Annotated in this window: 11 protein-coding genes; 5 read left to right on the forward strand and 6 right to left on the reverse strand. The window is 37.4% G+C overall.

The genetic code is table 11. The features are described 5' to 3' along the window. Positions 1 to 24: 24 nt before the first annotated feature. Both JO943_RS18600 and JO943_RS01720 read right to left on the reverse strand, forming a co-directional pair. Entirely contained in the window at positions 25 to 159 is a 135-nt protein-coding gene (locus JO943_RS18600) for a hypothetical protein (RefSeq protein ID WP_265102652.1), read from the reverse strand. A 252-nt stretch (positions 160 to 411) separates the two neighbouring features. Continuing rightward, the gene (locus tag JO943_RS01720; RefSeq protein WP_202739797.1) at positions 412 to 1,110 is read right to left on the reverse strand and encodes an NAD(P)H-dependent oxidoreductase; all 699 of its coding nucleotides are present in this window, start codon (positions 1,108 to 1,110) and stop codon (positions 412 to 414) included. A gap of 128 nt (positions 1,111 to 1,238) precedes the next feature. Between JO943_RS01720 and JO943_RS01725 the strand changes: the two genes are divergently transcribed. The 5 genes from JO943_RS01725 to JO943_RS01745 all read left to right on the forward strand — a co-directional run bounded on the left by JO943_RS01725 (position 1,239) and on the right by JO943_RS01745 (position 9,743). Next, the gene (locus JO943_RS01725; RefSeq protein ID WP_202739798.1) at positions 1,239 to 2,255 is read left to right on the forward strand and encodes a helix-turn-helix domain-containing protein; all 1,017 of its coding nucleotides are present in this window, start codon (positions 1,239 to 1,241) and stop codon (positions 2,253 to 2,255) included. A 317-nt stretch (positions 2,256 to 2,572) separates the two neighbouring features. After that, positions 2,573 to 3,736: a DNA cytosine methyltransferase gene (locus tag JO943_RS01730; RefSeq protein WP_265102653.1), complete on the forward strand. Its 1,164-nt coding sequence runs from the start codon at positions 2,573 to 2,575 to the stop codon at positions 3,734 to 3,736. Between the two features lie 32 nt (positions 3,737 to 3,768). After that, positions 3,769 to 6,744 carry a sensor histidine kinase gene (locus JO943_RS01735; protein WP_202739800.1) on the forward strand — a complete coding sequence of 992 codons (2,976 nt, stop codon included), beginning with the start codon at positions 3,769 to 3,771 and terminating at the stop codon, positions 6,742 to 6,744. Positions 6,745 to 6,755: 11 nt separating this feature from the next. Further along, positions 6,756 to 8,567 (forward strand): response regulator receiver domain, encoded by a 1,812-nt coding sequence (locus tag JO943_RS01740; RefSeq protein WP_202739801.1) that lies wholly within the window; start codon positions 6,756 to 6,758, stop codon positions 8,565 to 8,567. 6 nt (positions 8,568 to 8,573) lie between these two features. Then, the gene (locus JO943_RS01745) at positions 8,574 to 9,743 is read left to right on the forward strand and encodes a restriction endonuclease (RefSeq protein WP_202739802.1); all 1,170 of its coding nucleotides are present in this window, start codon (positions 8,574 to 8,576) and stop codon (positions 9,741 to 9,743) included. 145 nt (positions 9,744 to 9,888) lie between these two features. On the opposite strand, the gene JO943_RS01750 is transcribed toward JO943_RS01745, so the two are convergent. From JO943_RS01750 to JO943_RS01765, 4 genes are all read right to left on the reverse strand, one after another. Beyond that, complete coding sequence (locus JO943_RS01750) at positions 9,889 to 10,125, reverse strand: VF530 family DNA-binding protein (protein ID WP_003651786.1); 237 nt, start codon at positions 10,123 to 10,125, stop codon at positions 9,889 to 9,891. Between the two features lie 525 nt (positions 10,126 to 10,650). Then, complete coding sequence (locus JO943_RS01755; protein WP_202739803.1) at positions 10,651 to 12,816, reverse strand: TonB-dependent siderophore receptor; 2,166 nt, start codon at positions 12,814 to 12,816, stop codon at positions 10,651 to 10,653. 153 nt (positions 12,817 to 12,969) lie between these two features. Beyond that, positions 12,970 to 13,350, reverse strand: coding sequence for a Fur family transcriptional regulator (locus JO943_RS01760; protein ID WP_202739804.1), 381 nt, complete (start codon positions 13,348 to 13,350; stop codon positions 12,970 to 12,972). A 141-nt stretch (positions 13,351 to 13,491) separates the two neighbouring features. After that, positions 13,492 to 15,483 carry a TonB-dependent receptor plug domain-containing protein gene (locus JO943_RS01765; protein WP_202739805.1) on the reverse strand — a complete coding sequence of 664 codons (1,992 nt, stop codon included), beginning with the start codon at positions 15,481 to 15,483 and terminating at the stop codon, positions 13,492 to 13,494. Between the last annotated feature and the right edge of the window lie 5 nt (positions 15,484 to 15,488).

Below are 15,488 nucleotides of genomic sequence, written 5' to 3' on the forward strand. Positions count from 1 at the left end.
GTTTTCCTCTCATTGTTTTTATGGTTATGGTGCACAGCGCATCACAGGTTTTTTTGCATCATCAGGTGTCGCTGCGACCTGATCGTCATTTGAATCATTACAGGCGGTGAGTGCCAATAGCATGGGAACTATAGCGAGGCAGGAGAGCCATCGTTTCATTTTTTGTAACATCTGCTTTATCCAGAATAAAGATGTCAACACTCTAGGCAGTGCTGATGACAGCATGGTGTCATCCAGATGAAGATTCCTTGACGTTTCATCGCTATATGAATGAGGAAAAGAAGATGGAGCATGTGAATTTAGATGCGGGAAAATACCCACCCATCTAAAGCGATAGGGATTTGATCAATGCTAGCCATATTGATGGACAGTCAACTACTTTGACTGTCCATGGAGAGCTGAATTTTTGAATTAAAGCGGATGCATCTTGTCATCAAAATTTTCGAGTATTGGAAACTCAAGCGGCTGTAGCGCATCGAGTTGAGACAAATAGCACTCAAAATCAATTAACAGCTTTTGTCGGGCTTCGTTGCTGATATAGGGTACGTGATAAGCGATAAAGGGAGGTAACACCTCAAACCCGGCATAAGCCAAAGTCCCTCGCTGGATCGGTGCAAGATAATGTTCAATCGGCCCGTGAATGGCATTTTCACCAAACATATGCTCACGACCCCCCAGCGTTAAACACAGCATGGCTTTTTTCCCACGCATGCCGCCATGGTTGTAAAAGCGTTTTCCCCCATAAAATAGTCCTGATACAAATACACGGTCAATCCAGCCCTTTAAGATGGCGGGAACGGAAGTCCAGTACAAAGGAAAGCTCAATATCAGTAGGTCCGCACGTTGTACTTTTTCAAGTTCGGTCTGGATATCCGGTGAAAATTGCTGATGCTTGAAGGCATGACGCTGCTCCAAGGCATAATTTAGGTAATCAGGCTGGTTTAAGCTTTCAAAATCATCTTGAGAAGCCACAGGGTTAAAATTCATGGCATACAGGTCAGAAAGTTCAACGCGATGGCCGAGTTTTTCAAATGTTTCCTGTGCTTTATTCTTTAAGGCTGCGGTAAACGATAAGTTTTCTGGATGGGCGTGAACAATCAGTATATTCATTGGTAAGTTACATTCATAAACACATTTTAGATAAATGAACTATGCCGAAAAGCGTAAAACTGGCATAGTTCATAAGCTGCCAATATTTACCATTTCACGCCAATTTATCCTTAAGTCATGGAACGAGAATGAATCCAGAATTACCCGGAAGCTACGTCAACTTATTGGTTGATGTCGTAGGAAAATGGAATGTTTCACCGCAGCAAATGCTGGCGGGTACAGGAATTAAGGTCCAAAAACTGGATGCGCCATTTTGGTATGTTGACCTGAATATCTTCAATTACTTACTAGAGAAAGCAGCTGCATTAACCCGGGAACCTGCAATTAGTTTATACCTTGCCCGAGACATGCGGGTGTCTTGCTATGGCAATGTAGGAATAGCGGCGACCACCGCACCTACCTTAGGCGATGCGATCGAGATTTTAGAGCAATTTATTGGTTTACATTGCGCCGTTTTTAAACCTCGGCTTAGGATTGACGGGGAGAGGGTGCATTTATATTTTGCGCAGCCTTTATCTCAGGAGCGATTAAATCAGCATGCCACTTGTTTTCTGATATTTGGATTTGGACAAATTCTGCAAAATCTGGCTCAAGTTAATCTGGAAATTGATTATAAATTTCAGCAAGACCAGCCTGATTTTTATAAAAGAATTCATCCGGACAAGAACTTGAACGTAGTGTTTTCTGCTGAAGCGGATTACCTGACTTTTAAGCAAGCATACTTATACTTACCCCTCAAAACTGCAGATGCCATGCTTGCGCGTTTAAGCAGACAACAGTGCCTGCAGGATGCACAGAAACTGGCACAAAAAAGGAGGGATAAGGATCGTCTGGATGCTGTGATTAAAGCCATGATTTATGATGAACATGAGGGCTTTTTATCGATCAAACAAGTTGCAGGGAAACTGCATATTTCAGAAAGATCATTACAACGGCAATTGGGACAGCAGCAAACAACGTTTCAGACGTTATTGGCTGAAGTGCGTAGACAGCAGGCCGAGTATTTATTAAAACAGCCAAAGATCACTATTCAAGAGGTGGCAGATCGTTTGGGCTATGCTGATATTTCTCATTTTTCACGTGCATTTAAACGCTGGACCAATGTGACGCCTAGGTTCTATCGAGAAGTAAACAAAGTGCTTTAAATTGAGTTTTAAGCTATGGCGGGGGCTACTTTAGTTTGTCATATCTTTTAGTAAATATTTATTTTATAAAAATATAATTTAAATTTTATATCATTATTTGATATGTAAGAATTTTTATGAGCTTTATTTTAAGCTACTTCATATTTGCTATCAATAGAAGAATTTTTAGGTGATTACTATAGCAAGTTAAGTAGAATAGAATGTGGAAGATTATTTTTTAAACTGATGAGTTTGGATATTTAATTTAATCTTGTAAAATCATGATATTATTTAATGTTATATAGATTAGAGTGCTTCGAAAGAAGTTTGAAATGCCAATGAAAGCAATTGACTTATTTGCCGGCGCAGGAGGATTTACATTAGCAGCTTTTCAAGCTGGTATTGATGTCGTGGCTGCTATTGAGTGGGACAAAGCAGCAGCTGAGACATATCGTCGAAATTTTATAGAGCAAAAATCAATTGATATCGAGTTAATTAATGATGATATAAATCAAGTTAATTTAACCAAATTAAGAGAAAAACTAAATTTAAAAGTTGGTGAGTTAGACTTAATTTTAGGAGGGCCTCCATGTCAGGGATTTTCTACCCATAGAATAAGAGATGCGGGAGTAGATGATCCAAGAAACTTACTACTTTTACGATACTTTGAATTTGTTCATGAGTTTAGACCTAAGTCATTCTTAGTTGAAAATGTTTCTGGCTTATTATGGCAACGGCATGCTGATTATTTGAAGAAATTTTTAAATTTAGCAAAATCTGAAGGATATGAAATTCAGTTCTGTGATATTTTAAACGCTAAAGACTATGGTATACCTCAAAATAGAAAGCGTGTTTTCATATATGGAGTTAGGAGCGACTTAAATTTTTCAGATATTAAGTTTCCTCCAGAGCCAACACATTTTGCTCCCAATTCAGGAAGGAAATCGATCTGGAAAACCTCTTCATCTGTTTTTGAACCGATGCCAAAAAGTATTATGAAGAGATACGTAGAAGAATATTTTGTTCCAAAGCTAAAAATTTCTCAGGAAGAAGCATATAGAATTTTAAGTACATTAGAGTTTGGTACAGAATTAGATATAAATGATCCATGTAATGTTCATATGAAACCAAGCGAGAATATGATGATCAGATTTGCTGATACCAAACTGAATGGGAGTCGTGAAGATGCGGGGGAAAAGCATCGTTTAAAATGCCATTCAAATGGTTATAAAGGTCATAAGGATGTATATGGGCGTGTAATTATTCATCAACCTAGTAATACGATTACAGCAGGATGTAATAATCCATCTAAAGGCCGGTTTGTACATCCTTGGTTAAATCACGGTATAACGTTAAGACATGCAGCTAGATTACAATCATTTCCAGATGATTTCTTTTTTTATGGTAATGCTACTGATCAAGCAAAACAAATTGGTAACGCAGTTCCACCAAGATTAGGATCTATTTTAATTAAACAAATTAGTTTAAACTTAAAAAAATAGATTAAAGCGAAATTTGTCTTGAGAATCTAAGTATGGATGAAAAATATTCATTTTTTAAAACAAGAGCTAGAACAATTGACCATTTGGGGCGAGAACAAATTGCAGATTGTCCAACTGCAGTTTCGGAACTATGGAAAAATGCTTATGATGCATATGCTAGAAATGTAGCATTACATATTTTTGATGGAGAGATTCCGGTTGCATGCGTAGTAGACGACGGGCATGGGATGGATATTACTGAATTCAAAAATAAATGGTTAACCGTTGGTACCGAATCTAAGACTGACGGTTTTGAAATAGCTATTGAAGATCGTAATGGCCTACCTCAACGACCAAAGCAAGGACAAAAAGGTATAGGTCGTTTATCTAGTGCTGCTTTGGGGGCATTGTTATTATTAGTTTCGAAAAGAAAAAATGGAAAATTTGTTGCAGCTTTAATCGATTGGCGTTTATTTGAGAATCCATTTATTTATTTGAATGATTTAAGAATTCCTATTAAGGAGTTTGAAAATTTTGATGAGATATATAACTTACTGCCTGAACTATTTGATACCTTGATGGGTAACATTTGGGGAGAAAGTGATGATCACAATAGAAATTTAAGACTTGCTCAAGCTTGGGAAAAATTTACGCAACAAGAGTTAAAAAATGATATTACTAAAGAAGATACTACAAAAGAAAAGATAGTTAATACATTAATTTCTGAAGTTTTTTTTGAAAAGCATTTTAAGGTTTGGTCCGTAGCATTAAATGAAATGTCGCATGGAACAGCGATGTTTATAGCTCAACTGAATGACGATCTTATTTATCAGTTATCAACAATACCTTTATTAGATGCTTCAGATACAGAAAAATTAGCACGTGAGCGTTTTTTCCAAACTTTATCTAATTTTACAGATCCATTTTGTAAAGAAAATGAATCTTCTGTTAAAAATTTTGAGTATCTTGTCCAAGCCTGGACGGGAGCATATTCCAAAACTATACTTGGAGACCTAATTGAGTTCGATATAGGAAAATTAGAAGATCTAGAACATATCCTTGAAGGAGAAGTTGATGATCAAGGTTATTTTAAAGGGAGAGTTAAAGCATTTGGTGAATGGATAGAGGATTTTAGAGTATCTCCAAAAATAATACATAAAACACGTAAAGATACTTTTGTTGGAGGATTTCATATACGGGTTGGGACATTTGAACAGCAAATTGGTAGCAGTTCACTTACTGATGAACAACATGCACATTTCATAGAGCAAGCCGAGAAATATGCTGGGTTTCGAGTATATCGAGATGGGCTACGAATTATGCCTTATGGGAGAGAAGATAATGACTATTTTGAAATTGAATATAGACGTACAAAAAGTGCGGGTAGATATTTCTGGTCGAATCGACGTATGTTTGGTCGTGTTGCGATTACGAGAAATGATAACCCTAATTTAAAAGATAAAGCTGGTCGAGAAGGCTTTATTGATAACAAAGCTTCTAAGATTTTTCGAGAAATTGTTCAAAAAATTCTTTTAGATGCGGCAGACAAATATTTTGGATCAAAATCAGAATTAAGAAAACCAACTATTGCAGCTATAAAAGAAACTAAAGCATTGGAAAAAGCAGAAGAAGATAAGAAAAAATTACAATCTAAAGAAAAATCAAGATTCAGAAAGTCTATAAAGGAAAAAACTGAGCCACTGTTACAGCATGTTAAAAATTTAGAGAATTATAGAAATTCTATTGGTCATCATTTAGAAATGAGTAATTTGGACGAGCTTCAGCTTTTAAAGAAAAAAATTGATGATTTAAATGAAATTACACAATCTTTCTCTTTAAGTCCTATTCCTACTAACCTAGGGCGACTAGCTGATGATTATAGAGCGTATAGAAAGCATGAATTATTAGCTAAAGATTTAGTAAAAGAACTGATTAACGTAGTCAATCAAGCTATTTTAGACTCAAAAGATAGAAGTGATTTTGAAAAAATTTCTGAGATTTATAGGTCTAAATTATCGAGTGTAAATAATAAAATTACTCATTTAGCCTCCCAAGGCAAGAGCATGCTATCTAAACAGTCTAATGAGCTAGATGATTTAATAAAAACTTGTCGACAACAGTTTAAAGTATTAGGTGAGTCTATAATTGAAGATGTAAAGCTTCAACGGATTACTATTGAAGACGCATTGCAAAAGCTGGAAGAAGGTCAAGAAATAATACAAGTTGATAACGCACAAAAGTTAACGCCATATATTACAGCGTTAGAGCGAATTAATGAGCAGATAGACCTTGAAGGTGTTGCTATTCATAGTTTAAATGAATCAGAAAAATATAAAAGTGAGTTGTCAAGATTTTATAGTTTGGCTCAACTCGGTATTACTGTTGAAATAATCGGCCATGAACTACAAAGTCTAGATAAAACTGTTACTGGTAATTTGAAATTACTAGCTAAGGAAGACTTGACTGATAAACAAAAAAATATTTTACAAGTAATAACTGATACACATAGTTCATTAATTAATAAGCTACAGTTTTTATCACCACTTAAATTATCCGGTGAGCAAATTGTTAGAGAAATTACTGGAAAAGAAATATATAATTATATAAATGATTATTTCTCTGAGTATTTTGAGAGTCAAAATATTAAATTAGATGTGTCTAGTGATTTTCTGAAAATCAGGATAATGGATAATGTTTCGCGTATTATGCCAGTATTCATTAATTTAATTAATAATGCTCAATACTGGACACAGTTCAGTGAGCAGACAAGAAAAATACTATTAGATGTTAGAAATGGAGAAGTAATTATTGCTGATAGTGGGCCAGGTGTAGAACTAGATGATATAAATAGTTTGTTTTCATTATTTTTTACTCGTAAACAAAGGGGTGGTCGAGGTGTGGGCCTATATTTGTGTAAACAGAATCTTCAAGCAAGTGGTCATCAAATTAGATATGAAACTATAGACAACAAAAAGTTGTTATCAGGTGCAAATTTTGTAATTCAATTTAAGGGAATGGGGAACCATTAAGGTTTTTTATAATGACAGCTAGTATCGAATATAAAGATTTAATAGAAGAAGCTTTTATTAAACCAATTAGAAGTGTAATGGTTATAGATGATGAATATCCAACCTTAACTAACCTTATATCTGTAATCCAAAATCAGGGGAATAATACCTATAAAGCGGAAAATCTAGACAGACTCCAAAATATTATAAAAATGTGTCATCAAGAAAAAGAATGGGTGGTGGATGTCTTTGATGGAAAAACACCCCATTTAGATGATAATACTAATCATATTCCTGATAGGCTTAGACATAGTGATTTAGTTATTTTAGATTATCATCTCGATGGAAATGTGACTAATGATGGAAGTAAAGCAATATCTGTATTAAAAAAATTAGATAATAATAAACATTTTAATCTTGTTGTTGTTCATACTAAAGGATATATAGATGATATTGAGACGGTCTTTAATGAGATTCTCTGTGATTTAATGTTATTCCCAGAAGAGCATATATTTAGACCAGCTGAAGAACTTCATGATAAAATTAGTGAGTGGGAAGATGACAAGGGAAGTAATATATTTAAGATAAACTTTGATATAAAAGAGATTATTAAACTTGTAAGTAATAAGGATTGTAGAAAAGCGCTTAACAGCTCTAATCCAAAACACTTATTTAATAGCCTTTCTTCTGATATTAAAGTTATTGCAAAAGATTTAAAAATTAGCCCTTTAGAAGTTGTTAGGTGGCTAGGTGCTGAAATTCTTAATAATAATAAACTGAAATTTAAAGGTTATCATACTAATGATACTCTAAAATGGTATTGGGATTCTGAAAAAAAAGTTAATTATATATGTAGCGGAAGTATTTTTATTACCGTAATGCAAAAGGAAAATGGTCATCCAGATATTGACATACAAAGCAAACTGATAAGTGCATTAGAAAAATTAGATCCATCTCCTATGCATTTATTAATTGCAAAAATTCGTCATCATATAGATGAGATTGGATTAGAGCAAGCCAATTTAATTACACAAAATAAATTAGCTCAAGCTGGGTGGTTATATAGTTTATTATCAAATTCGAAAAATAATGAATCAGAACATGATAAAGCTATTGATATTCATTGGGAACAGTTAGGACGTGCCAGTAAAAAAGATCTTAGAGAATTCTCCAAGAAATTATGTAATAGCCTTAACATTGCAGCTGATCCAGAGGATATATGTAAGCGATTTTTTCGAGTTACTAAACAAGATGGTTTTCAAGCACTTTCTAATCTTAATGCATTTTCTTGTACTATTCCACCTACTAGTTCTCATTTAACAACTGGTACTATTTTAAAGTTAGATGATAGTTCTCTATGGTTATGCTTATCACCAGCATGTGATCTTGTGCCGGGACAAAGAGCAAATGCTTGGAAAGAAAGAATAGGAACAGACTACACAGTAATAAAGGCAGTTAGATTGAAAACTGCGAAGATTATTGAGGCAAATATAAATTCAAATACTAATGAATATTTGTTTGTTAAACATGATGATGGAACGGTAGAAGCATATTATATAGCTTTAGCAAACGGCAATCCCACTTGGGATGTTTTCTATGCGGATAACTCAGGTCGCCTGGATGAAGAATATCAGGTAAAACTAACTTGTATCAGAAAAGATAATGATTCTTCGGAAAAAGTACTACTTACAGCTAAAAATTATGATGCAAAGGTTGTTGCTGAGTTGAGATATGAGTATGCGTTAAATTTTTTACAAAAACTAGGGAATAATCAAACACGTATCGGACTCGGTTATACTAATAAGATGTTTGGGGTTGAAATGCCTATACAATCTAAATCGTAAAATATAATGAAAATTATTACCCATGATCATCTTACCATTTCAGATCTCTTTGTAGATTGTTTATATCAAGGAGGACGAAATGGTAATGCTTCGGATGATCCTTTGCATCTTTTATTACCCGTGAGTAATCAAGGCGGCTTTCGCATAGTTGGTAAAAAAACAGAACCTAAGTTAGTAGTCCTTACGACAAGTATGAATGACCCAGATTGGCCGGATGAGGTTGATAAAGAAACGGGTATTTTTACTTATTTTGGAGACAACAAAAAGCCTGGTCATGAGCTTCACGATACACCACGATATGGGAATCTTTTACTAAAAAATATGTTTGCACTAGCTCATGGTAAACTTCAGGATCGTTTAAAAGTTCCACCTATATTAATTTTTGCTAAAGGTGGTGGTTGGCGTGATTTAGTTTTTATAGGCTTAGCGGTTCCGGGTGCTCCACACCTAGATTCTAACAGTGATTTAGTTGCTGTTTGGAAACTACGTAATAGTAATAGATTTCAAAATTATCGTGCTCAATTTACTATATTAAATGAATCCATGATTAAACGAGAGTGGATTTCTGACATTGTAAGAGGTGAGCCTTTGAGCTCAGCATGTCCTTCAAGTTGGAAAACATGGGTTGAGCAAGGATTATTTTTACCCTTAAAAGCCCCTAGAGCACTTGAATATCGAACACGTGATGAACAATTACCCGATACCCAATTGGGTCAAACTCTGATTAAAAGAATACATTCTTTTTTTAAAGAAGACCCATATAGTTTTGAGAGATGTGCAGGGAAAATAGCTGAAATGATGTTGCCAGCTATTGCTGGTAATATGGACTTTACACGTCGAACACGAGACGGTGGCAGAGATGCAATTGGTTATTACCGAATTGGGGAGGGTGCTTCTGCGGTTCTTGTTGAGTTCGCTCTGGAAGCAAAATGCTACTCACTGAAAAATTCTGTTGGAGTAAAAGAGATATCTAGATTAATTTCAAGGCTAAGGCACCGGCAATTTGGAGTTCTGGTTACAACTTCATTTGTTGCTACACAGGCTTATAAAGAAATAAGAGAAGATGAGCATCCTATTGTCATCATATGTGCTAGAGATATTAGTAAATTGCTCATGAGGCATGGTATTAATGATTTATCAGCAATTGATAAATGGTTAAATTCTTTAAAATTATAACTTATAAAATATTTGGTTCAGGAACATAGCTATGAATGCATATTTTACTTCCTACTAAAAAAAATCTTAAGAATAGACTAAATTTTTTTAGGAGAGTGGTGGCAGTCCACCACTAATTAAAATGCTAAAGTCATAGCTTTGATAGCTACGATTTCTGTTTGGCTTTTTGGCGTAAGACATACAAATATAAGCTTTCTACTTTTTCACGTGCCCATGGTGTGGTACGTAAGAATCGTAACGATGACTTAACACTTGGATCTATACAAAAACATCTAATTTCAATTTTGCGACTTAAACCTTCAAAGCCACCGTAATAATCCAATAACTCATCCAAAATGTCAGCAAGTTTTTTGCCATGTAGAGGGTCATTGGAGGCATTCATAATAGATCAACTATATTTGGGGAGACTATCATTATAACCTGAGCTCGTTGAAAAATGAGAGGGTTAGCATTTAAGCGTAATTTACATAGAAAATTACAGCTTATCTTTCTATTGATGTGTACTGAAATAAGCAGGAGACATTCACTTGAGAGATTCTAGTCAGCCGACTTGTAAAAATCTTCTGCCATTTGATTTGGTGTCTTAAAACCTAGACCTACTTTTTATGGTATGAGAACTTGAGGTCAGTAAGGTGAATTATGATCGTAGAGATTCACGTTGCTGAGCTGTAGCTACAAACAATGACTTGCGTAGCAGTGCTACTCAGGCTACAGCCTTTAGATATTCTATTTAACATAATATACATTATGCGAAATAATATTAATTTATTAAGACCACGACTTGTTCCTCACCAAACTTCAGTTTTGCAGCTTCAAATGTTCTTATAAGCATCTAAATAAAACGGCGTAAACTTAAATGATTTAGAGTTTACACCGTGATGTATCTTTCCAGTTTTTCTATCTCAAGTTAAAAATTAACAGTCCATGACAGCTGTGCTGTACGTGGCGCACCTAGGAATAAATAATCATCCCCAAGAAAATTGCCGACATCGCGCCAGTATTTCTTATTGAATACGTTGTCTACATTCAATCTCAGTGTGTTGTCATAACCATAGGCATGAAAATTATATGCTGCACCAGCATCAAATACGCTATAACCTGACACCTTCACTGTACCGGTTTTATTGGCATATTTACTGCTGCTGTACTGCATACCTGCCAATAAACGTAATCCATCAATTTGCGGCACTTGATACGATAAGTGGCTGGCAAAACGTACATCTGGTACATTTTGAGTCTGATGTCCTTTATATTCAGCTACTTGAACATCTGTGAGTCGTGAACGTGTCAATGCCAAACTTGAGGTAATATCCAGATTATCACTTAAACGACCTTGTAAGCCGAGTTCTAATCCCAGGTTGTGCTGTTCACCTTCAGCCACATAGTTATTGGCTGCATTGGTATACTGATTGTCCTGTTTTAAATCAAATATTGCTGCGGTAAAAAGTAAATCCTGCCATTGTTGTTTAATACCCAGTTCATATTGAGCTGAATGGATTGGGGCTAGCGTTACAGAGGCATTGTCGGCAAACCACGGCGCTTGACCACCATCACTTAAACCTTTGGCATAAGACGCATAGACATGTGTATCTTCCCAAGGCTGATACATCACTGCAACTTGCGGTAAGAAACGGTTAAAATCGGTCTCCCGAATGCGCGAACCATCTGTTTGATAAGCATTTTCATCTAAATGTAGCAGTTTTCCACCCGCTAAAACTGACCAAACTGCATTGAAATCGATCTGGTCGATCAGCGTTAATGCGGTTTGCTGGCTTGCTAAGGATTTATAGTGATTATCCAAACGCTTATCAGTGGGTTGATACGCTGGGCTATCCTGATAAATATTGCCTGAACCAACCATTTCATTTATTGGATCATATTGTGAATGACGTTTAGCTGTGTGTGACAATTCTGCACTGAGGTTGTGTAGCCATGCACCGGTCTTAAATTTACCGTTTATGCCTGCCTTAAACTGATCGGTCAGATAGCTGTCATCCGGGTTACGGAAGTCATAAATATCGTAATTACCATTCGGGTCAAAACTATTACCTTTGGTCTGACAAGTTTCACTATAACAACCCCAAGCAAAGGATGAATAATCATCGACCACCACACGGCTTTGTGAAGCACTTAAATACGATGTCCAACTATCATTGATCTGATAAGTATATTTTAATCCGGTATTTAAGCTGTCACTGCTTATAGGTTGACTCCAGCTTTGATAACCCAGTAAACGATCCCGTTTCACACCATCGGGTACGGCGTTGCCACCCAATAATTGATAACCTGGTACAGAACGCTGACGCTGATGCTGTGATTCAAGGTCAAACTCAAGCTTGGAACGATCAGAGATGTTCCAGTCTAAAGCGACGGAGCCAAATAAACGACGTCCATTGGCATGTTCAACATAAGGATGAATTTCCTCACTGGCCAGATTAATCCGGTAACCCAATTGTTGCTGCTCACCCAATAGTCCACCCAGATCTGTTGCGATACGATAGCCCCCTTCACTATCTGCGCCCACGGTCACTGACCGTATATCTTTAGGGCGTTTAGTGACGTAATTGACCACACCACCGGGAGTTGACATACCACTTTGAATCGCACTGATTCCTTTGAGGATTTCGACCTGTTGTTTATTTTCAAGCGCTACATTCTGCTCACCGCGAATCACATTGCCATTGAGCAAATAACTTGAACCCAGATTCAGGGCAAAACCACGCATCACAAAGTTTGGATAATAGCCAATCGGTGCATAGCCGTCCCCTACTGCTGCATCATTCTTTACCACATCGGTGAGTGTTTTTGCATGTTGATCTGCAATACGTTCAGCCGTAATGGTACTGATTGATGCAGGTATTTCAGCCAGATGATGTTGATTAAAACCGGTTAAATTGACTTTTGGCTGATAATACGCATTTTCTGCGGCCTGAGCATTGACTGTAATGGTGGCAAGCCGAGTGGCTTCACTTTCAGTTTCGGCCTGTGCCACTGTGGAAATCAGCCCTAGACACGAAAATGAGCCAACTGCCAGTAACGCTGTTTGTAAACGAGAAAATGGAAAGGTTTTCACAGTATTTGCCGAGTCCTAAAAATTAATTTTACAGTCCGAATTTGCGGCACGAGTATTCACAATTTCTTCCGATTGGACAAGCATATTTTCCATCTATCTACGACTTTTTCATATTTAGCTGACAAATTGAATTTAACTTGCGATCCAAAGGTCTTATTTATACAAAATCAGTTCTGCCGTTGAAAATTCATCTCCAAGTTTGTCCATGATTTGTTCAAGTAAAGTGTTGATTTCAGGATTACTGTAGGGATGCATATTTCCGTTAACGGTTTCTCGCACATTACAATTAATTCTATGTTTAAGTAGCTTATAGATACTTTTATTGCGACCAAACAGGATTCGTTGAATCAGGTGATGCTTTTCCAGATCGGACAGGACTCTATAAATGGTGCCTATTTTGAGACCACTCTGTTTATTGGCAATCATATAGATATCATCTGCGGTAAGACCGTTATGTTGCGCAAGGACTTCCAGTACAGAAACTCGGGCAACGGTTGGCGTTAAGCCTTTATTGATTAATAATTTTGCGTACATAAGAAACCTGTCAATTAAAATAATAACAACAATATTTTTATAAAAATAAATAACTTGGAATTGAGTAAATGTTTAAAATCGAAGTGAACAATGCCTTGAAAATGATTTTTCAAGGCATCTTGTTGCGGTCAATATTCAAAATTAGAAGGTATAGGTCACACCAACATAATAGTTACGTCCCAGTTCTTTTTCATTGAATTTAACTCCCGCATCTTTACCCTTTTCTTCCAGATCGACATCGGTCAGGTTACGGATGCCTGCTCGTACAGTCACTGCGGGATCTACTTTGGCTGAGAGACCAAGATTGACCAAGGTATAATCAGGTAATTTTTTCTGGTTAATGACCTGATCACCGATATAACTTGCCCCTGCAGTCAAGGTGAGCCATTCCAGTGGTTTCAGGTTCATGTTGGTATTGGCTTGCAGACGTGGACGTTCATCCAGGCGTTTATGTGTTTCACTGTTTTTAGCATCAAGATAAGTAGCATTGGCATCGACAGAAAGCATAGGCAGTAAATCTGCTTGGGCTGCCAGCTCTATCCCTTTGATTTTGACCCGGCCTAAATTCACCCAGGCAGCGCCCGTGGGGCTGGATTCACCATTCGGATCAACGCTATAGCGAATATCCCGACTGATCATATCCTTAATTTCATTCTGGAATACGGTGACACTACCGTTCCAGCTTGATTTACGGATGGATGCACTAATTTCATAGTTATCACTGGTTTCAGGCTCAAGGTTTGGATTGCCCCATAAGGTACACCCACCGCCACAACTGACAATGCCATAATCTTTGGTCATTTGTGCCAGAGACGGCGCCTTAAAAGCTTGCCCATAGCCTCCCTTAAGCACAATATCATGCGGTAACTGATAAACCAGATAGGCTTTTGGACTGAAATGCTGACCAAACACCTCATGATCATCATAACGGCCAGACAAGGATAAGGTCAGCGGATCGGTGATATGGATGTCATCCTGTACAAACACTGAAGATGTGCCAACTGAAGCCTTACCGGAGTTTTGATAGCTTACGCCGTCTTTGATTTCCTGATGATTGTATTCAACACCCGCAACAATGCCGTGAAGACTGACATCAAAATTACTATAGGCACGCAAGTTGGTATTATTTTCTTTCAAAGTACGATGCTTGGGCTCATCAAAGTCTGAATCATAGTCATTAATTTTACTATTTTCCTGTTGCGCTGAAACGGTGGTTTTTCCCCAGCTCCAGTCACCACGATGTGTTAGGCCAACGGAATGGCGTTCAATCTCCTGACTGGCAAAGCCCTCATTTAAACGACCAGTAGCGGGATAGTACTGATAATCCGTCTGACCATACGGACGTTTATCCGTGTTATATCCTAAGTCAAGATCAAGATTTTGCTGATCATTGAGCTCATAGCTCAGGGTTGAACGTAAGTTCTGGGTTTTCTTGCCTTCGATATAATAAGCTGGTGTAGCCTGTTTGCCTTGTGAGAACCACGCATCACGGTCATATTGCTCTGCTGAAACCGATAAACCCAGTTTGTCGGTCAATGCACCAGAGGCGGAGGCGCCCAAGCGATATTGCTGTTTCCCTGTACCGCGATCGACCAGATGATATTCAGCATTGATTGCCCCCTGCCACTCATCCGTTGGCTTTTTGGTAATGATGTTAATTACACCGCCAATCGCGTCCGAACCATAGAGCGCAGACATCGGTCCTCGAATCACTTCTACCCGCTCAATACTCGACAATGCAATCGAGCTAATATCCAGATCGGCATCACGCCATAAGGCACCTGTAGAAGAAATGCGTTTGCCATTGACCAGAATCAAGGTATATACCCCGTTTGATTCACGTACTCCACGGATGGTCAGTTTCTCACGGCCCCCGCCATTATAATTTTGTACCCCGACCGTTTTACCCAAGACTTCCGCCAGACTATTTGCCGCGGATTGTTCAATCTGTTGTTTACTGACCACTGTGATTGAAGCAGGCGCCGTATCAGGGCTCTCCTCTGCCAGACTGGCAGTGACCACGATCGTGGGTAAGCTTGTGCCTGCTTGCTCGGTCTGATGCTGTTCTGCCCATACTGCAAACGGCGTCAAGGCAGCAATTGCAAGCACTAATTTGTTCTTTGCCAAGACCATGTTGT

This window comes from Acinetobacter sp. 'aerobic (ED)', assembly GCF_904886855.1.
Taxonomy (GTDB): Bacteria; Pseudomonadota; Gammaproteobacteria; order Pseudomonadales; family Moraxellaceae; genus Acinetobacter; species Acinetobacter courvalinii.

Excerpts from the sequence above, each read along its gene's own strand:
- JO943_RS01760 (WP_202739804.1), bottom strand. The coding sequence starts at position 13,350 with ATGTACGCAAAATTATTAATCAATAAAGGCTTAACGCCAACCGTTGCC.
- JO943_RS18600 (WP_265102652.1), bottom strand. The coding sequence starts at position 159 with ATGAAACGATGGCTCTCCTGCCTCGCTATAGTTCCCATGCTATTGGCA.
- JO943_RS01735 (WP_202739800.1), top strand. The coding sequence starts at position 3,769 with ATGGATGAAAAATATTCATTTTTTAAAACAAGAGCTAGAACAATTGAC.
- JO943_RS01740 (WP_202739801.1), top strand. The coding sequence starts at position 6,756 with ATGACAGCTAGTATCGAATATAAAGATTTAATAGAAGAAGCTTTTATT.
- JO943_RS01745 (WP_202739802.1), top strand. The coding sequence starts at position 8,574 with ATGAAAATTATTACCCATGATCATCTTACCATTTCAGATCTCTTTGTA.
- JO943_RS01765 (WP_202739805.1), bottom strand. The coding sequence starts at position 15,483 with ATGGTCTTGGCAAAGAACAAATTAGTGCTTGCAATTGCTGCCTTGACG.
- JO943_RS01725 (WP_202739798.1), top strand. The coding sequence starts at position 1,239 with ATGAATCCAGAATTACCCGGAAGCTACGTCAACTTATTGGTTGATGTC.
- JO943_RS01750 (WP_003651786.1), bottom strand. The coding sequence starts at position 10,125 with ATGAATGCCTCCAATGACCCTCTACATGGCAAAAAACTTGCTGACATT.
- JO943_RS01720 (WP_202739797.1), bottom strand. The coding sequence starts at position 1,110 with ATGAATATACTGATTGTTCACGCCCATCCAGAAAACTTATCGTTTACC.
- JO943_RS01730 (WP_265102653.1), top strand. The coding sequence starts at position 2,573 with ATGAAAGCAATTGACTTATTTGCCGGCGCAGGAGGATTTACATTAGCA.